This window comes from Bdellovibrio sp. KM01 (genome assembly GCF_013752535.1).
GTDB lineage: Bacteria > Bdellovibrionota > Bdellovibrionia > Bdellovibrionales > Bdellovibrionaceae > Bdellovibrio.
On the sequence record NZ_CP058348.1, the window covers coordinates 1,063,335 to 1,085,616 of the forward strand.

Annotated in this window: 17 protein-coding genes and 1 tRNA gene; 10 read left to right on the forward strand and 8 right to left on the reverse strand. The window is 46.5% G+C overall.

The window, feature by feature from the left end; genetic code table 11:
* Positions 1 to 380: 380 nt before the first annotated feature.
* From HW988_RS05265 to spoVG, 3 genes are all read right to left on the reverse strand, one after another.
* The gene (locus tag HW988_RS05265; RefSeq protein WP_181606527.1) at positions 381 to 956 is read right to left on the reverse strand and encodes a mobilome CxxCx(11)CxxC protein; all 576 of its coding nucleotides are present in this window, start codon (positions 954 to 956) and stop codon (positions 381 to 383) included.
* Positions 957 to 1,241: 285 nt separating this feature from the next.
* Positions 1,242 to 1,317, reverse strand: a tRNA-Gln gene (locus HW988_RS05270).
* A 228-nt stretch (positions 1,318 to 1,545) separates the two neighbouring features.
* Positions 1,546 to 1,872, reverse strand: coding sequence for a septation regulator SpoVG (gene spoVG, locus HW988_RS05275; RefSeq protein WP_142699440.1), 327 nt, complete (start codon positions 1,870 to 1,872; stop codon positions 1,546 to 1,548).
* 356 nt (positions 1,873 to 2,228) lie between these two features.
* On the opposite strand from spoVG, the gene HW988_RS05280 reads away from it, so the two are divergent.
* On the forward strand, positions 2,229 to 2,642 hold the full coding sequence (locus HW988_RS05280) for a hypothetical protein (protein WP_181606528.1): 414 nt from the start codon (positions 2,229 to 2,231) through the stop codon (positions 2,640 to 2,642).
* Between the two features lie 85 nt (positions 2,643 to 2,727).
* On the opposite strand, the gene HW988_RS05285 is transcribed toward HW988_RS05280, so the two are convergent.
* Entirely contained in the window at positions 2,728 to 4,224 is a 1,497-nt protein-coding gene (locus HW988_RS05285) for a methyl-accepting chemotaxis protein (RefSeq protein WP_255490207.1), read from the reverse strand.
* Between the two features lie 124 nt (positions 4,225 to 4,348).
* Between HW988_RS05285 and HW988_RS19120 the strand changes: the two genes are divergently transcribed.
* Positions 4,349 to 4,594 (forward strand): helix-turn-helix domain-containing protein, encoded by a 246-nt coding sequence (locus tag HW988_RS19120; RefSeq protein WP_181606529.1) that lies wholly within the window; start codon positions 4,349 to 4,351, stop codon positions 4,592 to 4,594.
* 29 nt (positions 4,595 to 4,623) lie between these two features.
* A complete protein-coding gene (locus HW988_RS05295) occupies positions 4,624 to 5,472 on the forward strand; it encodes a DUF4010 domain-containing protein (RefSeq protein ID WP_181606530.1) in 849 nt (282 codons plus the stop codon).
* 94 nt (positions 5,473 to 5,566) lie between these two features.
* Here HW988_RS05295 and HW988_RS05300 read toward each other — a convergent pair whose 3' ends face one another.
* From HW988_RS05300 to HW988_RS05310, 3 genes are all read right to left on the reverse strand, one after another.
* Entirely contained in the window at positions 5,567 to 7,006 is a 1,440-nt protein-coding gene (locus tag HW988_RS05300; RefSeq protein WP_181606531.1) for a trypsin-like peptidase domain-containing protein, read from the reverse strand.
* A 106-nt stretch (positions 7,007 to 7,112) separates the two neighbouring features.
* Positions 7,113 to 7,361, reverse strand: a complete 249-nt coding sequence (locus HW988_RS05305) for a DUF1844 domain-containing protein (RefSeq protein ID WP_181606532.1) — start codon at positions 7,359 to 7,361, stop codon at positions 7,113 to 7,115.
* 46 nt (positions 7,362 to 7,407) lie between these two features.
* Positions 7,408 to 8,220, reverse strand: coding sequence for a M48 family metalloprotease (locus HW988_RS05310; protein WP_142699446.1), 813 nt, complete (start codon positions 8,218 to 8,220; stop codon positions 7,408 to 7,410).
* A gap of 216 nt (positions 8,221 to 8,436) precedes the next feature.
* Here HW988_RS05310 and HW988_RS05315 point away from each other — a divergent pair, with 216 nt between their 5' ends.
* From HW988_RS05315 to HW988_RS05345, 7 genes are read left to right on the forward strand one after another with little or no spacing between them, the layout of a single operon-like run.
* On the forward strand, positions 8,437 to 9,429 hold the full coding sequence (locus tag HW988_RS05315) for a MoxR family ATPase (RefSeq protein WP_142699447.1): 993 nt from the start codon (positions 8,437 to 8,439) through the stop codon (positions 9,427 to 9,429).
* Entirely contained in the window at positions 9,429 to 10,298 is an 870-nt protein-coding gene (locus tag HW988_RS05320; protein WP_181606533.1) for a DUF58 domain-containing protein, read from the forward strand. Before HW988_RS05315 ends, HW988_RS05320 begins: the two co-directional genes overlap by 1 nt.
* Positions 10,298 to 11,200: a hypothetical protein gene (locus HW988_RS05325; protein ID WP_181606534.1), complete on the forward strand. Its 903-nt coding sequence runs from the start codon at positions 10,298 to 10,300 to the stop codon at positions 11,198 to 11,200. Before HW988_RS05320 ends, HW988_RS05325 begins: the two co-directional genes overlap by 1 nt.
* Positions 11,197 to 12,207: a VWA domain-containing protein gene (locus HW988_RS05330; protein ID WP_181606535.1), complete on the forward strand. Its 1,011-nt coding sequence runs from the start codon at positions 11,197 to 11,199 to the stop codon at positions 12,205 to 12,207. Before HW988_RS05325 ends, HW988_RS05330 begins: the two co-directional genes overlap by 4 nt.
* The gene (locus HW988_RS05335) at positions 12,207 to 13,271 is read left to right on the forward strand and encodes a VWA domain-containing protein (RefSeq protein WP_181606536.1); all 1,065 of its coding nucleotides are present in this window, start codon (positions 12,207 to 12,209) and stop codon (positions 13,269 to 13,271) included. Before HW988_RS05330 ends, HW988_RS05335 begins: the two co-directional genes overlap by 1 nt.
* Positions 13,268 to 14,032 (forward strand): tetratricopeptide repeat protein, encoded by a 765-nt coding sequence (locus HW988_RS05340; protein WP_181606537.1) that lies wholly within the window; start codon positions 13,268 to 13,270, stop codon positions 14,030 to 14,032. Before HW988_RS05335 ends, HW988_RS05340 begins: the two co-directional genes overlap by 4 nt.
* The gene (locus HW988_RS05345; RefSeq protein WP_181606538.1) at positions 14,016 to 16,013 is read left to right on the forward strand and encodes a BatD family protein; all 1,998 of its coding nucleotides are present in this window, start codon (positions 14,016 to 14,018) and stop codon (positions 16,011 to 16,013) included. Before HW988_RS05340 ends, HW988_RS05345 begins: the two co-directional genes overlap by 17 nt.
* A gap of 33 nt (positions 16,014 to 16,046) precedes the next feature.
* Here HW988_RS05345 and HW988_RS05350 read toward each other — a convergent pair whose 3' ends face one another.
* On the reverse strand, positions 16,047 to 22,244 hold the full coding sequence (locus HW988_RS05350; protein ID WP_181606539.1) for a hypothetical protein: 6,198 nt from the start codon (positions 22,242 to 22,244) through the stop codon (positions 16,047 to 16,049).
* Between the last annotated feature and the right edge of the window lie 38 nt (positions 22,245 to 22,282).

Consider the following 22,282-nt stretch of genomic DNA (forward strand, 5'->3'; position numbering starts at 1 on the left):
TGCGGGACCAGCGAAGAGGCCTTTTAGTAATGGTTGCAGTTCAGCTTCGGAAACTTCGTTTTCTTCTGCTCGTTTCACCAATTCCAAAATTTGAATTAATGTTCTTTTCTGTTCGGAGTTAAGGCCTTTAAATATTTTAATCAGATTATAGAGATACATGACTAGTCCTTATTTGCCACATGTGGGACATACTTTTCCGGTTATCGGTGCAGGACCAGCGAATAGTCCTCTGTGCTGCATACCGAATGAAGGAAGCTTCTGCAGGAGGTTTATTATGGTAGTTCGTGATTGAGAGTTCAAAAGTAGGGTCGTAAGAAACTTTTCTTTTTCATGTGGTGGTAAGTTTTCAAAAATTTTTTGCAAGTCATTTTGCATCGTTATTAACCATTGCCGCCACAGAGTTGGCAGCTACCTTTCTTAAAACTCCAAACCGATTTTTTACAGTTTGCACAGATTGCGTAGCTAATTTGGGCTGGCGAGAATTCTTTTAAGGCCATTCGATAAGCGTATTGTTGAACCTTTTCCGGAATTCCTTCAAATAGGCTCATTTCTTCAATGGTTGAATCTGATTGTCCACGGAGGTATTCCAATGCCTCTTCTTCGGTTGCATTTTGATCAGTTAAAATTTCTAAAGCGCGTGAGGCGGAACGATGGTTCTTTGCCATATATGTGCGATGGCCAACTAGATTGTCATCCCAACGGAATATGTGTCTGACAATTGAAACGATCAGAAGAAGAACAGCTAAGACTGCTCCAACACGTTGTCCACCTAAATATGATGTTACGATTTCGGATGGAAGAAAGTATACGATCGGAATTGCAATACAGAGAATCTCACTGAATTTTGTAATGAAAAGTGGTTTTTTTAGAAGTTTTGAGTGAGCATGTTTGCCCGACAACTCATTCATTCGAGCTTGTTGTACAAGGGTGCGAGTATTGGTCGTCATTGGATTCATAGGTATAATTTATTATAAAACTATTTTGTTTACTATTTTTTTAATAAATACTCGACCGTTGCAAGGCTCGGCTCCTCCCACGATCGCGCATCCGGCGCGATCGTCCCGAAGCCGGGGCCGTTCGCTCGTCACGCTATCGTGGCGTGCCGCTTTTCGACGAACGCTCCCCCGGAGCATTCGCCGCAAAGACGCTCTCTCTTCTTCGAGTCCTGCTGCCCCGCAGACGCACAAATGCCTTGCGGAGATTTAGCTGGCTTAGATTTTTTTTGATTTTTTAAGGAAAAATGGATGGGGTAGCAGGACTCGAACCTGCGAATGACAGAATCAAAATCTGTTGTCTTACCAACTTGACGATACCCCAACAAGCTGAATGGCTGAACCGCTAAACTACGGATATTACGTTCCGAAAGCAAGATATGACGCAGGGCGATCTCGAAGGAAACCCAAATAAAAAGCCCGCTCATACAGGGTTTGCTGCAAGAGCGGGCAAAACTGTCCTTGGGTTTTGAAGCCGCCTCCGGTTTCAAGCCTCCACAAATGGCTTAAAACTTGGCGTGTGAGCAGGAATCTTCAACCTCTGGTAGTCGCGTTAGTAGTCGTCGCTACCGTAGTCCGAGCCTGGCGCCTTCTGGCGTTTCAGGTTAACCAAGGTTTCTCCCATGGACTTTAATTCGTTTTCGTAAGCTTCAAAAACCATATCCTCGATCATCGCACGCGTCTCTTGGTTCAGAGGGTGGGCGATATCGCGGAATTGGCCGTCTTTTCTTTTTTTAGAGGGCATCGCGACGAACAAGCCGCTGGTGCCTTGAATGACTTTCAGATCGCGGACTACGAAACAGCCATCAAGGGTGATGGAGACGTAGGCCTTGAGGCGATCCTCATTGACCGGGAATACTTTCACTTCGGTGACTTTCATAGAGTCCCTTTCTAGGTGCTGATCTTGTTGCTACCAATGGAGCCATACTATGGTCCGATCTCTATTTCGGACGTCGCTGAAAAAATCTAAAGACCTAGGTCGAGGAAAGTTCAAAATTCTGAGCTCTTAACCAATTTTGTATCAATCTGAAACGCTTCACCACTTACAAGATTTTGAACCAAGGGCATCTTCGTCTGGATGCAGGGAATTGGGGGAGTTTGTGGTGAGGTCAAATCAGCGGACAGTTTGGGCAACCGGCAAGAAATTCAGATGACTTGCAGTAACGTGACATGGGTCGGGAGCCATGGGAAACACTCCGTCCTTATTTAATTAAATATTTGTTTGAAGAGGATTCTATGAAAACACTTTTGGGTTTTATGTTCGTTTTGGTTTCTGCCCTGACTTCTGTGTCACACGCCGCTGGATCTGAGGAGTGGATATTCGCAGCTAGCTGCATGCAAACGACAACAAACGACGGTTCTTTGCCAAACAACGTTTCTATCTACACAAACGCCCAAGGCATCAGCCAATTGCTTCTTAAATTCTATATCGGAAACGACCCCCGCGAAGTGATCGCAACGCAAACCGGTCGTGAATCAGCGGGTACAGTTCAATTCGACGATGTTCGCTTGTTTGAAGATGGCGCCGTAAAGGGTGGTCGCATGGGCATCAAGTTCAACATGGATCTGGGAGTCTTCCAAAACGGTGGCAACATGACTTGGAAATACTTTGACGGGTCTGCTGCTTCTTACGTTTGCGCTCCTTTTTAGTTTTACGATCCAATCGATTTTAAAAGAAAAATCCCCTGTGATGAGCAGGGGATTTTTTTTGCTTAACCCAGATAAACTTATTTCCCTAGGCGACTTCGCGAAGTTGCGGGGATGCGTGGGGCTCTTTTTTAGTCGCAGCCTTATTCGCCCCGTGGACTAATACTCTTAGTTCTCCGACTAGTGAACTTAAAGTGTTCGCTTGCGCTGACATTTCCTCGGAGGAAGCGGCCACTTCTTCAGATGAAGCCGCATTTCCTTGAGTCGCTTGGTCCAATTGATTCATCGCCTTGGTTATTTGCTCTAAACCAGTGGACTGCTCGTGGCTGCCGGCAGAGATCTCGCCATTTAAGTCGGCAACCTTTTTAACGGACGTCAGAATTTGCTTAAGGACGGCGCCACTGTTGCCAGCGATAACGGCACCTCTTTCGCTTTTTTCCACGTTGTCTTTAATAAGAGAGTTGATACCTTTTGCGGACTCGGCGCTTTTCTGTGCCAGTGCGCGCACCGCTTCTGCCACGACGGCAAAGCCTTTGCCCTGTTCTCCGGCCCGGGCAGCCTCGACTGCGGCGTTCAGTGCCAACAAGTTTGTTTGAAAGGCGATATCGTCGATCACATGAATAATTTCTTCGATCTTTTTTGAACCTTCCGCGATCGCATTCATCGCCGTGATCAGCTGTTCAATTTCATGAGCGCCTTTTTCCGCTGAGTCTCGGGATGACTGCGACAATTGATTCGCTTCCTGGGCATGGGAGGTGTTGAGCTTCACCATACTGGAAAGCTCTTCAATAGAGGCGACTGTTTCTTCCAGTGAAGCCGCAGCCTCCGTTGCGCCCGTTGACAATTGCACACTGGCAGAAGCAAGTTGAGTGCCTCCTGAAGCCGTCTGCGCTGCCGCCCCATAGATATCGTCGCTGATGCGATTCAAAGTCGTGGCCAGTGCACTCGAGAAAAGAAAGCCAAAAATCGAACCAAATAATGTTCCCCCGATAACGATCACCATAATCAGAGTGTTCGAAGAATCACGGATTGAAATTGCTGATTGAACCTTTTTGTCCGAGGCCACTCTGTGGAAGTCGGCAAGGGTGTTCACGGCAACGGTATAGATCTCGGCTTTTTTAGGGGCCTCCTCAAACAGCAACGTCATCATCTTGGCATGATCTGCTGGAGTTCCCGTTTTATAAAGCTTTAAAAGCTCTTCGCTTAGATCTTTAAACTCGAGCCATGACGACTGCAGCTTTTCGTAGTGATCTTTTTGTCCCACAATAAATTCCAAGTCAGTGTAGGCCTTATTTGACTTTTCATAGTCCTGAATTCCCGAGACCACGGCATTTACACTTTGCTCTGCTTGTTCCTTTGGCAAGCCATCAAGACCCAAAACAGTGAGGTTGATTCTAATTTTACGGTAGTTCAGAAACATCTGATCCAATTGTTCCATTTTAGGCATGGTACGTGTGGCTATCCAATTGTACTCAGTACTCACTCGCGCGAGAGATATATAACTGGTGACTCCCACTGCGATACTGACTCCAATCAAAGCGGTCGTGAGTAATAATAATTTCGTCTTCAGGCTCAACTGTTGCATTTTTTTCTCCGGTTTTGAAATCCAAGTCAGGGGAGGTATCGGTTGATTATTATATTTCGTTAAGGATATATCCGTACTGATTCAAACTTATGGATCAAGCTGGATAAAAGTATATAACCAATATATGGGACGTGTTGTTAAAGGGATTAAAGACAAAGAGTTGGGCAAGCTGGTGAGGAATTTGTCGAAAAATCTGCACAGGGAGCGGACTAGGCTAGGGTTCACTATGCAAGGTCTGGCCTCGATGGCTCAGATGGCGACCTCCACAGTATTTGAAATTGAAAATGGAAAAGTCGAAGATGTGCGCATGAGTACAATCACGGCACTCGCGCGCCAGTTGGATATAGATCCGTTGGATTTATTAAAATAAAAAATAGTACTAAGTTGAGTTCAGGCGAAATGAAAAAGTGGTTGCCCTATATGATAGTGATTGCGGTGCTCTTGGCAGCATCTTTTGTGGTACCTCACCGCACGGTGGATCCTTGGGGTCTATTTAATCCCTACAGTCTTATCCGAATTTTATTAGCACTGACGGCGCTTCAAGTTTTTAGTTCTTTACTGATGAGTTTTTTACGCGGGCACCATGCCGGCCTGTTGTTGGGTTTTTTAGGTGGATTAATTTCCAGCACCGCCTTGGCAGTTTCCCTTTCTAATCAAAGCCAGGACTGTTCGGAGGATGAAGCGCGGCTGCTGAGTCTGACTTACTTAAGTGCTCTTTTGGGAACGGTTGTACTAGCCGCTGTTTTATCTATGATTGGCTCGGATCAGCTCAATTGGAGATTGCAAGGCGTCTTTCTTGGGCCAATTGTAGTGAGCCTGTGGCTGGTCGTGTGGCGAGCTCGTTCTATTCAAAAGATTCAATTTAAACCTGATTCCATTCCGACTTTAAGTGTGAAATCTGTACTTTCTCTGGGTCTTATAATCATGTTGTTTCTTGTTTTTTCAAAAGTGCTGCAGACCTATTTGGGAGAAGTGGGGCAGTACTATTTAACATTCTTGACCTGCTTGTTTGAGCTTCACGGTTCCATTATTGGTAATACACAGCTTTTACAAAATGGCACTGTTAATGCCGCGACAGCGGGGAATTTATTCGCCTTGGGAATTTTGGCTTCTTATATCGCAAAAATGGCTATCGTGATTGTGATGGGAAGTCGGTCCTTTAAGAAACGTATTATCAAATACACGGGTTGGCTGAGTTTATCTTTAATCGTCGCCTGGGTGTTTGCTTCGGCAGCGCTTGCATTTTGAGAAGTGCAAAAAAAATCCCGGCTCCTCGCCGGGGATTTTTATTCAACAGCTGATATCCTGACAGATTCGTCAGGATATCACGAAGGACTCTGGATTAAGGCGTATCGATGTTGATGATTTGAATTCTGGAATTGCGAGCAATACGTAAAGTGTTGCTGCCTTTTTTCAAATTCTTCAAAACGTCTTTGGAATTTGAAACCGCTTGCTTGTTCACGTCCAAGATCACGTCTCCCACGGCCAGGCCCGCTTTGCTTGCCGCCGAGTTGCGAGTGGTCTCAATGACAATGGGTTGTTTCATGTCATCAGGTAAGCCCCATTCACTGCGGATGGCAGGGGTAGGGTCGATGATTGTAAAGCCCACGTTGAATGGAGCTTTTTGACCGTCGTATTTTTTTACATCTGTTTTTCTGAATTTTACGTTGTCTTCAGGACGCTCGGCAACGACCACACTGACAGTCATCGGCTTTCTGTCGCGAATAATTTTCGCCTGAGTCGGTTTGCCAATCGAAGAGTCGCTGACAGCATCCACCAGGCTTAATGAACTATCGATCGTGCGACCATTAAACTCGGTCACGATATCGTAAATTCTAAGACCGGCACGAGTTGCGGGACCGCGAGGATCAAGCTGAGTGATCACAGCACCACTTTGCTCGCCCATTCCCAGGTACTCGGCGGCTTCCGGATCAAGATCTCCCAAGGCTGCACCAATCCAGCCGCGCGCGATGCGACCTTTGGATTCAAGTTGCGGGATCAAAGCTTTCACTTCGTCGATTGGAATTGCAAAACCGATACCTTGAGCGCGTGCATCGATTGCCGAGTTCACACCAACCACCATGCCTTTGGTATTCACCAAAGGACCACCCGAGTTACCCGGATTGATGGAAGCATCTGTTTGAATCAAAGGGATCTTGTTGATCTCGGCAATGCCGCGACCTTTCGAGGATACAATCCCTTTAGACATCGAGTGGCCATGGCCAAATGGATTACCGAAGGCTGCAACCCATTCACCGACTTCAAGGTCTTTCGAAGAACCCAAAACCGCCACAGTTAGTTTTGTTTTTGGTTTGATTTTGATAAGTGCGATGTCCGTGCGCTCGTCGCTCCCGATCAATGTTGCTTCGTAAAGGTCTTTGGAATCTTCACTTAATTGAACTTTGATTTGGTCAGCCCCTGCGATCACGTGATTGTTCGTAACAATCAAACCGTCTTCACGAATGATAAAACCCGTTCCCAGGCCCATCATCTGGGGTTTTTGCTGTTGCTGAGGTTGCTGCATGCGCAGGCCATACAGCTGCTCTAACATATCCAGCATTGGATCACGTCCGCCGCGTGGCATGTTCTTGGGAATCGCCGTCGTTGAAATATTCACGACCGCAGGATTGATTGCTTTCGCCAATTCCACAAAAAGATTTGCAGGAAGTGGAGCCGTCAGATTCATTTTCGGGGGATCTTTGGGAAGGCTTGAGGATTGAGCCTGAGATTGGGGACCTGCCACCAGGGAGGTCGCGACTAGAAGGAATAAAAACTTCTTCATAACACTTTTCTCCTAACAGTTTCGGAACAACTATCACTCTAACTGAAATGCCCAACGTCAGCCAGTCTAAGTCGCTGGTCAATTCTGAGCGTTAGGCATTTATTTTTTAAACTGAAACAAACTTCATTTGCAGATCGTTAATTAGGTTATCTAAAAATTGCGCCTCGTCAGAACTTAGGTTGCCTTTGGTTTTTTGCTGCAGCACCACCAAAAGATCGATGTTAAATCGAGCCATATTTTTATCTTTAGAAGTCTGGCCTGTTTGTGGATCCGGGGCCAAACCCATTGCCATTACGGCAGAAGAGGCTAGGGACATAATAAGAACTGATAATGAAGCTTCCATTTTTTCTTGCATAAAACACCCTTAAGTGAACATGAGTTCACATAATTTAATGTCAAGGTTAGATCGGATAGTAACCCATTAGCTTTTGCAGGCGGGTTTCAATCGACGGATGGGATTTTAAAAACAAATTCTTTTGCTTAAAACCCTCGGGATTCACAATAAACAAATGGCTGGTGCAAGCCGGGATCTCTAAAGGTTGAGTTTGCGCAAGGCCCTCAAGTCTCCACAAAACTTCGCCCAAAGGATGGCGATTATTTAATAATTCAGACGCCATGAGGTCATTTTCAAAAAAAGACTTTTCACCCACAACCGCTTTGATAATCAACCAACCAATCGGCGACAACAGCGGCATAAAGAATTGCAAACGATAGGGTAGGAATGAATCTAAAAATTGTCCCAAGCCTACAACTGAGTTCGCAAGCGTCGAGCTGACGCTGAAGGCAAAAGTATCCAAGCGACGAATGTGACAAAGTTGATGGGCAACGACCGCTTCAAGTTCTTTGGCGCTTAACTTTTGCAAAAGACCCAGTGTGAAACCCAAAGAACCATTTTTCCAGGAATGCCCCACGCAAAATGCATTCACGGAAGAGTGCGGAGTCATAAATACTGCTGGTGCCGGCATGCCCAGTTGGTGGGACATGCGCTCCACCATATCCAGAACGCCCCAGGCATCTTGGCCTTTCACGCGTTGGGCGCGAAGTTTGAACAGTACGCGGTTTTCGCCATAAAAGAACACGATGAAATTTAAAAGCAGGGCTAATAAAAATCCAATAATTAATCCCAAACGTTCGCCGAACTGGTAGCCCAAAATAAGCAGCGCTAAGGATGTGGATAGAATGAAAACCCAAACTTTCGTGTTCGTATTCGTCATATTGATTTTGTCCCATTGAACCGGGTTTTTTTCAACGCGTACAAGTGGTGTAACGCCATGCCCGTCCAAACTAAAGGCTAGGACTGTGACATAACAATTGCAAGTTTTCCTGTGCCCGACGCCCCGAGAAATTTAGGTCTGGAGCGCCTCGGTTAGGGCTTGCCGCAGGAAAGCTAACAGAGTGAAATAGTAAGGATATTTCCCGAGGAGGAATGGGTGAGCGAAGTTGATATCATGGCGTTAAACGCCGCGATCAAACAAGAAAGTCAATTCATCGACAAGATGATGACAGAGATCAACAAAGTTGTAGTCGGTCAAAAGGAAATGGTCGAAGGGATCATGATGGGTCTTTTGACGGGCGGTCACATCTTGCTTGAAGGTGTTCCCGGTCTTGCAAAGACACTGACAATTTCCACAGTTTGTAAATCCATTTCATTGGATTTCCAACGCATTCAATTTACTCCGGATCTGTTACCGACGGATTTGATCGGTACCATGATCTTTAATCCCAAATCAGGAGAGTTTGCCCCTCGTAAAGGTCCTATCTTTACGAATATCGTTTTGGCCGACGAGATCAATCGTGCTCCGGCAAAAGTGCAATCGGCGTTGCTTGAGGCGATGGCGGAAAAGCAAGTCACGATCGGTGATGAATCGTACAAACTCGCAAATCCATTCTTGGTTCTGGCAACCCAAAATCCATTGGAGCAGGAAGGTACTTATCCACTTCCAGAAGCCCAAATGGACCGTTTCATGTTTAAGATCAACGTGGTTTACCCACATAAAGGCGAAGAGCTTGAGATCCTAAACCGTATGGGTACGAATGAAAAACCCGTGGTGAATCCGGTGATTTCTAAAGAAGACCTGTTGCGTGCTTCTGAACGTGCTGACCAAATTTACGTAGATAACAAAATCAAAAACTATATCGTGGAAATTGTGATGGCTTCCAGAAAGCCAGCGGAATACGGTCTTAGCCGTATCGCAAATCTTATCAACGTCGGTGGTTCACCGCGTGCGACGATTTGCTTGTTCCGTGCAGCGAAAGCCCATGCGTTCCTTCGTGGTCGCGGTTACGTGACAGCAGAGGACGTAAAAGCCATTGCTTACCACGTGATGAGACATCGCTTGATTCTGACTTACGAAGCTGAGGCAGAAAACATCAAGTCTGATGACGTGATCAAAGAAATCCTAAGCCAGGTAGAGGTTCCATAGTGGGATTGCCTCCAGAGGTCTTAAAGAAAGTTAAACTGCTGGAGTTGAACACAAGAAAACTTGTGAACAACCTCTTTGCAGGCGAGTACCATACGGCTTTTAAAGGTCAGGGTATGACTTTCGCGGACTTCCGTGAGTATGTTCCTGGTGACGATGTTCGTTCGATCTCCTGGCCGCTGACTGCGCGCACAGGAAAAACCTTTATCAAAACTTTCGAAGAAGAACGTGAGCTGACTTTGATCATTGCGGTCGATGTCAGTGGTTCCAGTGATTTCGGAACGGGTCCTTATTTCAAGGGCGAAGTGATGACTCATATGGCAGCCTTGCTTGCGTTTTCGGCTGTTAAGAATAATGACCAAATTGGTTTATTGCTTTTCAGTGATCAGGTGGAGCATTTCGTTCCGCCGAAAAAAGGCCGTGGCCACGTTCAACGTTTGCTGCGTGACCTTTATTACTACAAGCCCAAAAGTCACAACACCAAACTTTCCAATGGCTTTAGCTTCCTTCAAGGGGCTTTGAAAAAGCGGGCAACTATTTTCGTATTTAGCGACTTCCAGGACGAGGGCTTTGATCAAAGTTTGCGCTTGCTGGGAAGAAAGCACGATGTGGTGGCGTGTGTTGTGAATGATGCTGCCGAATACTCTTTGCCAAGCATGGGCGTGATTGAAGTTCAGGATGCCGAAACGGGAGAAGTATTAACCGTCGATACATCGTCTGCAAGTTTTAGAAAAGAATACGAGCAAGCTGTTCAGGCCCGAAAAGAAACTCGGGATAAGTTATTGCGTAAGGCCCAAGTGGATCGCGTGGATGTAAAATCCAGCGAAGATTTTATTGATCCTTTGGTTGCGTTTTTTAAGAAGAGAAAATAATGGCTGCGATTCAGTGTAAAGTTGAAATTCCAAAAGTCGATGGACTCAAAGACGGGGAGCTGACGGTTGGCCGTGAATTCTTGCTTGTCTGCGAGGGGGAGTTTCCTAAAACTTTGCAGCGAGATAAACTTCAATTGGTTCTGCAGCCGGAACAAAAATATACCATTGCTTTACGTGGTTTTGAATTCCGATCGCCGACAGAAGCTGATATTAAAATCACTTCGTACACTGCGGGTGGCGTAAAGTTTGATAATCTGCAAATCACAGATGGAACAACGACTTTAGATTTGGGACCGGTGCAATATCAGCTAGTCAGTGTGTTGCCTCCACCAAAGCCACCAAGTCAACCCGGTGAACAAGCTCCAAAACAAGAACCCTTTGGTCCTATTGGCCCGATGAGCATTCAAGTGCCAATGATGTATTGGGGAATTCTTGCTGCTTTTATCGGGATTATCGCGTTATTTGTCGTGACAAAGATTTTCCGTTCTTTGCAGCGTCGTAAAATTATCGAGCGTTTAAAAGAACATGATTCAGCTCTTTCACCTTTGGCAGAGTTTCATCAAAAATTCCGTCGCATGCAGCGTGAAAACACGGTCTTTTTTGGTGGCACTCCAAAATCCGAAGATATTCCGTTGGCACTTGATGAAACACGGCACATGTTAAAGCTGTATATCACTCGCCGCTACAGAATCCCGGCGTTGGAGTGGGGGCCGCGTTTAATTTTAAAAGATCTTAAAAAGTATCATCCGAAAGTTTACCAAGAAACAGGCAGCGAGCTTGAAAAACTGGTGAAAGAGTTTTTGCATGCGGTTGAAGATCGCAGCAAATTAAGTGGCTCGGATGTTTTGAATCTTTCTAAGCGCACGCGTTTGCTGGTTGAGGAAATGGAGAGATTGTCATGACAATACACTCTCCCTTGGCTTTCTGGCTTTTACTACCCCTGATTGCTGTCGTCGTTTGGGTTTTATGGAGAAAGAAAACTAAAACTCCCACTTTGCAGTTTGGATCGGTTCAAGTTCTAAAATCCGTGACCCCAAGCATTCGTACGCGACTGTTAAATATTCCTTTGATTTTGAAAGCCCTGGGAATAGCCTTTGCGATCTTTGCATTGGCAAGACCCCAGGAAATGAATACGAAAATCAAAAAAAATGTGGAAGGCATCGATATCGTGATCGCTCTGGATATTTCAGACTCCATGCTGATCGAAGATATGAAGCCTCTGAATCGTTTGGAAGCTGCCAAAGAAACAATCAAGCAATTTATTAGTGGGCGTAGCTCTGACAGAATTGGTCTTGTGATCTTTGCCGGGGAATCGTTCACGTTGGTGCCGCCGACTTTGGATTACCAATTGATTCTTTCCCGCGTAGATGAAATCACGACGGCAGCCAGTGCCCGTATCAAAGACGGAACGGCTTTGGGTGTGGCTTTGGCCAATGCCGCTGGTCGCTTAAAAGATTCCCAAGCAAAAAGCCGCGTCGTGATCTTTATGACCGACGGGGAGAATAACTCGGGCACGATCGATCCGGAAACGGGTCTTGAGATCGCGAAGGGTTATGGGATCAAAATCTATTCAATCGGTATCGGTAAAGACGGTCCGACTCGTATTCCAATTTATACCCGTGATATCTTTGGTCAAAAAATTAAAACCTATCAGCCCTTTGACTCCACCGTGAATGAAGACCTTTTGGGTCGTATGGCAAGTCAGACGGGCGGTAAATACTACCGTGCTTCCAAGGAAGACTCTTTGAAAGGTGTCTTTAAAGACATCGACTCATTGGAAAAAACGAAAATCGATGTGAATAAGTTCACGAACTACACCGAGAAATATCCGCCCTATCTTGTGGCCGGTATCATTCTGTATTTGGTGGGCTTGCTCTTGGGTCGTACATGGTTAAGGAGGGTGCCGTAATGTTTAGATTTGAAAACATGGCAGCTTTTAATTATCTGTGGTTGATTCCAGCGATCATCATCATTGGTTATTTCTTTGATCGCAGGGCAAAAAAGGCGATGGAAAAGGCCATTGGTTCCCGCCTGTACCCATTCCTGTCCAGCTCCGTTTCGCAAAAGAAACGTACCATTAAGACTGTGTTTCAGGTGCTTGCGGTTTTCTTCTTTGTTCTGGCATTGGCTCGCCCACAGTTTGGACAAAGCAAACAGGAAGTGAAAAGTGAAGGTGTTGAAATCATCTTTGCTGTCGACGTTTCTGAAAGTATGATGTCTGAGGACGTAAAACCCAACCGTCTGACTCAGGCGAAAACGGAACTCAGCCGTTTGGTTGATCTGATGCCGGGAAATAAAATCGGTGTGATGGCTTTCGCGGGTTCTGCGGCGCTTTTGTCGCCTCTGACAAATGACCCAGGTGCCGTGAAAATGTACATCGATGCCTTGGATACGAATTCAGTTTCCAGCCAAGGGACAAGTTTCCAGGAAGCTCTCTCTAACGCCAAAGATGCCTTCGAGCGTGGCGGTGTTTCAACGGATGATACAGTCAAAGTCACACGCGTGATCATTATCGCCTCTGACGGTGAGGACCACGAGCCGGGGGCTTTGGAAGCTGCAAAAAAATTAGCTGAAGATGGGACACGTATTTTCACAGTCGCTTATGGAACTGAAAAAGGTGGCGCGATTCCTGTGCGAGATGGCATGGGCTTTTTAAAAGGCTATAAAAAAGATCGCAGCGGCCAAACGGTGATCACGACCGTTAAGGGTGATGCTTTACGTGCCTTGGCTGAAGCCGGTAAAGGCAGCTTCTATACAGCAACAGTTGGTGGCGATCAAGTTAAGCACTTGGTTGAAGACATCAACAATTTAGAGAAAACGCAGTTCGATACGACGATGGCCACTCAGTACGAGGAGCGCTTTCAAATTCTGCTGATAATTGGAATTTTGCTTGCGATGTTTGAGCTCTATATCGGTGAAAGACGTAAAGGCTTCCGTTTCTGGAAGGGTCGCTTTGAGGTGCCTGCCGAATGAGAAAGCTGATTCTTTGTTCTATTTTACTGTCTATGACTGGGTGTGGAGATCAACTGGATCTTAGAACCTTGAAAGTGAACCGCGAGGGGAATGCCCTTTTGGAAAAACAGAACTATCAAGGTGCGAATGAAAAATACATCGAGGCTTTAAGATTCAATCCTTATCTGTCTCGCGTGCATAGCAATTTGGGTCTTTCCTTTGAAGGTTTGCAACAGGCGGAAAAAGCTCAGCAATCCTATGCTGAAGCGGGCCGCTTGGCTGAAGCGAGTAAAGATGCGAATATGCTTTTTGTCGCCCGTTTTAATGAAGCACAACTTTTAGGAAAAGCAAAAAAAGTTGATGAAGCCTTAGAGCTTTATCAAAAAGCGTTGGAAATCGTCCCTTCCAGCAAAGAAGTGAAAACCAATATCGAGTTATTAATCCAGACGCAGCAAGGTGGCGGTGGCCAGGGTGATAACAAAGATAAAAAAGATCAGCAGCAGGGTAAAGACCAACAACAGCAGCAGCAGCAGGATCAAAAGGGCGATAAAGATCAAAACAAAGACCAAAAAGACCAGGACGGAAAAGACGGCAAGGACCAAAAAGAAAAGCAGCAGTATCAAAACTCTGCCAAGTACAAGCCTCGTCCCTTTGCCGGAAAAGAACTTTCCGAAGGCGATGTAAAGAAAATCCTGGGAGAGATTAAGCAGCAGGAAGGAAAAATCCGTGCTGACTATAATCGTAAAGAAACGAAGGAGCAGCCTCGTGACAAAGATTGGTAGATTTCTAATCTTTCTGACTTTTATTTTAAATGCAGTCATGGCTATGGCTGCAGGGACGACGGTTAATGCTACTGTTGATCGCAATGAAATGCGTTTGGGTGATACTTTTACGGTCACGGTTTCCGCAGTTTCCAGTGAAGACGTGGATATGCAGGAACCCCGCGTTCCAGAGCTTGATGGTTTTGAACTATTAAATACCTGGAGTTCAACAGCTGTTGCGCAAAAACTTGTTCCCGGTCCGGGCGGCATGCAGTTTGAAACCCAGCGCCGCAAAGAATACAGCTATAGCCTGGCTCCAAAGCGTCAGGGGACTTTAAGTATTTCTTCATTTGAAGTTGTGGTGGGTGGAAAAGTATTTAGAACTCAACCGATCGTTATTAAAGTCGGTACAGGTGGTGGTGCTGCGAACCCACGTCAAATGCCTCAACGTCCTCAAGCCCCGCAATTCCCCGGTATGAATGAAGATCCGTTTGAAGCGATGGACCGCGCCGAAGAAGAAATGTTTAATCAGCTTTTGCAACAGCGTCAGCGCCTGCAGCAGCAGATCAGACAACAACAAGGTGCAGGAATGCCTGACGAACAGTTCGGCATGGGCGCATCCAGCGCGATTGATAATCCTGCTTTCCGCAGCCTTCCGACAAATCCTAACGACGCCTTTTTCATTGGTGTCGAAGTTGATAAAACGGAAGTGTACGAGGGTGAACAAGTCACGGTGAATTGGTACATTTATACTCGTGGTCAGATGGAAACTTTGGATCGCTTGAAGTTTCCAGATCTTCGTGGTTTTTGGAAAGAGATCATCGAGGAAGTTCCATCCATTCAGTTCTATGAACAAAATGTCGGCGGTATTCCTTGGAAAAAGGCTTTGCTTGCTTCTCACGCTTTGTTCCCAATCAAAGCGGGGACAGCAACAATTGATTCTTATAAAATCAAATCCCGTGTTCGTACTTTGAGTCAATTGGGGATGATGAGTAAGCCCTATGAATACACAAAAAGCTCAGCCAGCATTCCCATCAAAGTAAAACCTTTGCCGGTGGAAGGACGCCCTTCTGATTTCTCGGGAGCTGTTGGTCAGTTTGACGTGCATGCGACGATTGAAGGTCAAAGTTTCCCGGTGAATCAACCCTTAAGCCTTAAAGTTCGTTTTGAAGGAGCAGGGAATGCGAAGCTAATCGATTTGCCAGCCATGACTTTGCCGACAGGACTTGAACAGTACGACACAAAATCTGATTCCAAGTTCTTTAAAAACGGTCGCAGTTACAAAGAATTTGAGATGCTTTTAATCCCGCGTCAAGAAGGCGACATGGTATTCCCGGGATTAAGTGTCAGCATGTTTGATCCTAAATCAGGCAAGTACTACACCAAAAAAACAGAACCGATCACTTTGAAAATCGTAAATAACCCAAATGCTCCGGTGGGTTCATCGCAAAGAATTTCTGGGGCTCAACAACCAGCCGCCGCCAAGGTTGTGGAAAATAAACTTCCTGACGTGATCATGGCGTGGCAACCATCGGCGCAAGCATCAGTGATGGCTCGTCCGTGGTTATGGATTGTGATTTACGCGGGCATTATCACAGCGTTATTGGTTAAGAGCCAACGTGAATTCGGCTGGGGCCGCAGACGTAGAACTTTGAAAGAGCAAGTGGCGAAACGTTATAAAGTCGTCGATCAAGCTTTTGCTAAAGATGACTATCGCACCGTGGGCGCGGAAATGACGAACATCTTTTACATGGTGATGGGTCAAGTGGCAGGGGAGTCAGGAGCTTCGCAAAAAATCGAAGACTTGATGACGCAAATCCCTCCAAGTCTTCGCCGGGATCACGGGGATGAGATCACGAAAACTTTTGAGGTCTTCCAAACGCTGTCCTTTGCGCCGGAGGAAATGTTGGGTGGCCTCAAGGAAAAAGCGACGGTGAAACAAAATATTGAGCAAGCTAAAAGAGTAATCAGTGAATTGATTTCTTCGAAGGAAGAGAAATAGCAAAAAAGGCGTCTGTAGGACGCCTTTTTTGTTTTAGTAGTTTAACATTTTTTGGAGATAGACAGGAGCATTCGTCGGTGAAGCTGTTGTAACTGCGGCCGCACTCGGCCCCGCATCGACCACCGCTAAGCTTTTACCCACTGATTTACCAGAGCATTTCAAGACGCCACCGGTTGTGGTACCGCAAATCAAATTTGCTCCCACTTGGACACTTGAATATGTAACTCCGGTGTCAGCTGTAAATGGAGTTCCAAAAATCGTTGAGCCATTTGTTTCCGTTGGTGAAGTTGTACCCCATACCGCAGGATCACCCCAGCATCGGAGCGTGCCATCCATTTTAACACCACAAGCATTGCCGGTCCCGAGACTGATATCTTTATAAGTCGCTCCGCCGTCGATGACCAATGGAGATAATACGTCAGTTCCGCTATTGTTACCTACAAGGCGACTAAAGTTATTCCCCCAACATTTTAAGACGTCAGCCGATGTAATACCGCAAGTCGTACCATTGAGGGTGATCTTTTTGTATGTGGTTCCTGAATCCACTAGCACGGGAGTTGAAGAGCTTGTCGTTGTCCCATTGCCGATGGAGCCACTTAAGTTATGCCCCCAGCATTTAATATTATCTGTAGAGGTGATACCACAAGTTGTATAAGCGGATTTTTCGACGTACTTATAAGTCGTTCCAGTATCGATGTCCGTGAAACTTGCAATCTCAGTTGTCGTCCCGTCACCCAAATTTCCCCAGCCATTGTATCCCACGCAGCGTAATCCGCCTGTAGTGGTTACTCCGCAAATGGAATTGCCGTTCAAACTTACTTCGGAATACTGCACTCCAGGATCGATACTTGTGGGCACATAGAGATATGCACCGTTGGCAACTGCTGATCCAAAGACGTGGTTAAGATTTTGCCCCCAGCATTTCAGATCGCCAGCTGTCGTGATGGCACAGTTCGCATTGGAGTCGTGGCGGTTGGCAACTTTACTATAGTTTGTAGTTGGATCCAGCAGCACTGCACCTGCACGACGTTGAGCGGTCGTCGTCTTATCACCGAATACTGTTTGAGAGCCCCAGCAATAAAGTTTGTTGGCTTGAATTCCGCAAGTTTGGTTTCCGTTCTCTGAGGTAGAGTTTCCCCAACCTAACGAACTAAATGTCCAACCTTTAAGCTGTTCGGTGAAACTTGTATAAGTCGCATAAACAGGCCCTAATCCCGCACCATACAATACCATATTGCGAGTCGAGTCGTAATTTAAGTTACCCCAGCACTTCAAAGCACCCGTTGTTGTGACACCACATGCGCGCACGCCCGCAGTGTAAGCTTTTGAATAACTAGTGCCGCTGTCTGCTGTCACCGGAGCATTGCGATTTGTCGCTGTTCCGTCCGCTAATTGATAAACCGAGTTATTACCCCAACACTGAAGAACATTTGTCGAAGTCACAGCGCAGGTAACACCGCGACCGGAGGTACCAGTTGTTTCGTCATTCACCGCAACGGAAAGATAAGTTGTACCGGAGTTGACATCAACCGGAGTCGTGCGTGCCGTATTTGAACCATCACCTACTTGACCAAAAGTATTGTCTCCCCAACAGCGCAAGCCTCCTGAAGTCAGGATACCGCAAGTGTGGTGTGAGCCGACGGAGACAACCGAATAGTCAGCAGTCGCATCGATGGAAATCGGAGTTGATGAATTCGTCGTCGTGCCTTCACCTAAATTATTATAAGTATTGCGGCCCCAACAGCGAAGCTTGTTTGCAGTCGTGATCGCGCATGTTGTTTTAGAGCCCGCTGCAACAAATTGATAGTCAGTGGTTCCGTCGATTTCTAAAGGAACTGCCTGAGTTGCCGTTGTTCCTTGACCGATCTGTCCCATGTCACCAAGGCCCCAGCAACGAAGTTTATTAGTGCTGGTGATACCGCAAGAGTGAGATTCGCCAGCGCTGACCATCGAATACGCCACGCCTGAATCAATTAAGACAGGAGAAGTTCTTTGTGTGACAGTATTGTCACCAATTTGGCTGTTGGTGTTACGACCCCAGCAGTAAAGGTCTCCGCCTGTCGTGACGGCACAACTGTGATCAAGACCTACCGCAACGCTTTTAAATGAAGTGCCGCTTGAGACAGTGACGGCGGTATCTTTAAATTTGGTCGTGCCATCACCAATGCCGCCATAGGTATTGTGTCCCCAACAACGAACGGAGTTATCACTCATCAAAGCACAGCTGTGTGTGCGTCCCAATGCGACTTGATTCGTCGTTAGATTCTTTTCGTCATCTGCGATATAGAACTGTGCTTGGTAGGCTGTCCCCAGGTAAGCAAGATCGCGATCCGTTTTTGTCAGATGGACGTTAAGCACACGTTCGCCATCTGCGGTTGCGTTGTTCATAAAATTCAACGGTACATCGACGGACGTAGAACCAGTTGGGATCGTGACCGATCCGTTTACTAAGTCATGGTTGACGCCCTGAACGGCGTCTCCGCTAACCATATAATTAACCACAACATCGTAAGGTTTCGTGGAGGCCATACCAATTGTAAATTTTTGGCTTAAAGTGCCTTCGTTGACACGGTTCATATTCGTGGAAGTAATATTCACGGCTAACAGTCCATCTTGGAACCAAGTGTAACTTGTTGCAGCCGTGGCGCTTTGGAAGGTACCGCTGGAATCACCACCCAGCACACAAAGTGTGACGAAGGAGTTGCTGTAAGAAGCAACGTAATTAGTTATTGCCGTTGCGATCGCAGAGGCACTTCCGTAGCTCGCCGTATCGCAAGTTCCAGAAGTGATGATGGCTTTTTTATACTGAGTTACACCAGTTCCGCTGACTGTCACATTAAGGTAGTTTCCTGAAGATGGATTCGCAGGCGTACCCGCCAAAACTGCAACTGGCAATGGTGCACTGATCACGATATCTTTTTGGCCTGAAAGAGAATTGGCAGAACCCGCCGCCGGTAAGGTCAGCGTCGCAGCATTGGTTAAAGAATCTCTCATTGTTCCGCCGTTAAGAACGATCGTCGCTGCCGCCGTATAATCCAGATCTGATGCGGAGTCGCCGGTCACCACGGTGTAATTGAAATTAATATTTGCAGTGCCACTTCCACTTGCATAGGTCGCATTGCGAGTCGTAGAACCCGTGGCCAATGTGATGTAAGGTGATCCAGTCACGGTTACGTTTTCATTGAACGTCACACGCACATTCACTACTGTCCCAACTCCGTAAGTACCGTCTGCGGTTGTTGAGGTCACAAGTTGTGGGATTGGGCCTGTGGCATCACGAGTCCAAGTTGCCTGAGTTGTCGTCGTTGAATAGTTGCCAGATGCTTCAAGACCGATGACACAGACTTTATAGGCGCCATCTCCTGTTGCGGTGAGCGAATCTGTAATTTTAGTGGCAACGGCGATGTCAGAACCTGTATAGGCCGCGGTGTTCGTACAGACTTCAGTTCCACCTGGAGGAACGATGAAGTATCTATATTGAACGATTCCCGTACCTGCGACGGTGATATTTAAGGTCGATGTGGCATTGGTTCCCGTCGGTGCACCTGAAATCGTCGCAGCTCCTGGATTCACAGTGTCCTTATAGAAGTTGCGAGTAGGTGAGCTTGTATTCCCATTCAAAGCCGTCAGTCGTGCGAAGACTGAGTAAGGAGTGCCGGCCTGATCAGCAAGACCAGACATGTCCATCGTAATACTCCAAGTATTTGATGTACAAGTAGCTGTACCTGTCGGAGCTTGTGGAGTCGCTCCCCAATATACGTAAGCGTCAACGGTGCGACCATTTAAATTACAGGTACCGGTGATGGTGAAGGAAGTTTTGTTGTTATTGTTAATATACGACAAGTTTGTCGGAGTCGACCAAGTCAAGGTCGGTACCGAGCCATCATGAGTGATTGAATCCGATACGCAGTTTGATTCGTTGCCAGCAACGTCGCGAGTTTTGAAATAAACCGTATTTACATCGTCTGCAGTCGTCAGAGTCCAAACTTTCGAAGTAGCATAAGTTTCCCATGTACCACCTGTCAAACAAAGGGCGTTGTTGGTCACGTACATATCCGCTGCACCCGTTGAAGCGATCGTCAGGTTGTTCGACAGATTTCCAGTGTAAGCGTCGTCATTTTTAATCACGAATGTCGAAACGGTCGGAGCCACAGTGTCTTTAGTGTAGCTTTGTGATGCCGCAGTCGCAGCGATTCCGCCGGAGCTACTGTGATTCGCAGTGAATGAAATCGAAGCATCGGCCAATGTCGATACGTCAATTGTTTTGCTCCAGGCACCTGCGGAACAATTTGGCGAAGTCACGGTTAAGCCTGTGACCGTGATGTTTACAGGTTGTCCGTTTTCAGAACAGGCACCAGAGATCGTGAACGCAGTTGAATTCGCAATATTAATATAAGAACCCGGAGCTGGGGAGGCGATAGTCACAGTTGGAATAGTTGACGTGTGAACGATCGTATCCGAATAGCAACTGGATTCATTGCCAGCTGCATCTTTGAACTTGGAATAAACCGTATTTGTCGCATCTGCAGTTGCTAAACTCCAGGATTTAGAAGTCGCAAAGGCTTCCCAAGCGCCGCCGCTCGCGCAACCAGCAGTATTTGTAACATACATCTCGCCACCGCTGTCCGATGAAGTCAGAGTCAATGTTGTGGACAAGCTGGTGGTCGTCGAAGCGCCGCCATTAATTACCACTGAACCCGTCGGCACAACAGTATCTTTAGTATATGAAGGCGAAGTCGCAGAGCCCGTGTTTCCGGCAGCATCGTTCATCGATGCGCCCAATTGGAAGCTTCCTTGAGCTAAAGTAGATAAATCAAGGATGGCACTGAAAGTTGTACCCGAACAAGTTGTTGTCGAAGTGAAACTGCTTGGTCCGGTGATGGTGATTGAACGACCATTTTCAGAACAAGAACCGCTGATTGTGAATGCCGTAACATTCGAACCATTCACGTAAGTACTAGCCACAGGAGAAGTAATTGAAAGAGTCGGGTTCGTACTGTCGTGCACGATATCATCACTTACGCAGGCCGTTTCGTTATCGTGGCTTTCTTTAAATTTCACATAAACAGTGTTGGTCGTATTTGCCGAAGGCAAAGTCCAAGCTTTTGACGCAGAATAGGCTTCCCAGACTCCGCCAGAGGTACATCCCGCTGTGTTGGTGATGTACATTTGTGTCGCGCCGGTTACATTCATGTTCAAAGTTGCAGAAAGCGAATTCGTAATCGCCGCGCCAGCATTCAACGCTACCGATGTGATCGTCGGCACACTCACATAGCGAGTTGTGATCACGAATTTAGAGCGTGTATTGTCGTAAGTATCTTTATGGGTTGCTGAAATGGAAACTGTGTTTCCCGTAAGGCTAGAGACATCCAATGTTTTAGTGAATGAGCCAGTTGCACAAGTCGCTGTCGTATTGATAGTACCGATCGCGATATTCACGGTTTCCCCGTTTTCAGAACAAGTACCCGAAACTGTATAAGCCCCTTGGTTTGCAGCGTTGATGGCAGCAATCGAGGGGATATCAATTGATGGAGGCACAGAATCTTTATCAACCGTGACTGTATAAGATTTCGGAGTGCCGCCACCTTGAGGTGTCACCGTAAATGTAATATCTCCGGCATAAACTCCAGCCATAGCGCTTAAATCAATCGCGCGTGACCAGTTTCCAGATGAAGAACAAGTGAATGTCGTGATGTTTGCTGCCGATGGTGCAGAAACCTGAACCGATGCGCCTTGAGCACAACGACCATAAAAAGGAGCCGTCGCGACATTCGCTTCATTGATTTTTCCACCAACTGCGGAAGTCGCAACCGCAAAAGAATCTTGATAAGTCACTGGAGCAGAACAGTCAGAAGATTTGACCTTACCTGTTACGTCCATCGAGAAAACGCGAAACGTGTATTGTTCGCCTTCGTCTTTCGGAAATGAAGCGGTGTTATCAGCGGCATCTGCGCCCAGCTGAATAGTTGGCAGAATAGGGTCTTCGCAGTTCGCACCTTTATAATAGAGGAGTTCTTGTTGGACGATTTTTTCGTTGGTAGGAGCTTCCCATTTAGCCTGAAGGTCCCCAGACTTTTGTAGGGCATTTTGATCCCACGCCAGGGAGGTTCCCACGCTGCTGGAAAGTTCTTCCAAAGACATTTCGATAGAGCACCCCACCAACAGAAGTGGCAGGATGCTGTATCTTATAGCCTGAAACAATGACTTCAAAGACGTCCAAAAGTGTTCCATGAAGTACTTATCGGAGTTTCCCAAATACCTTTAATGAA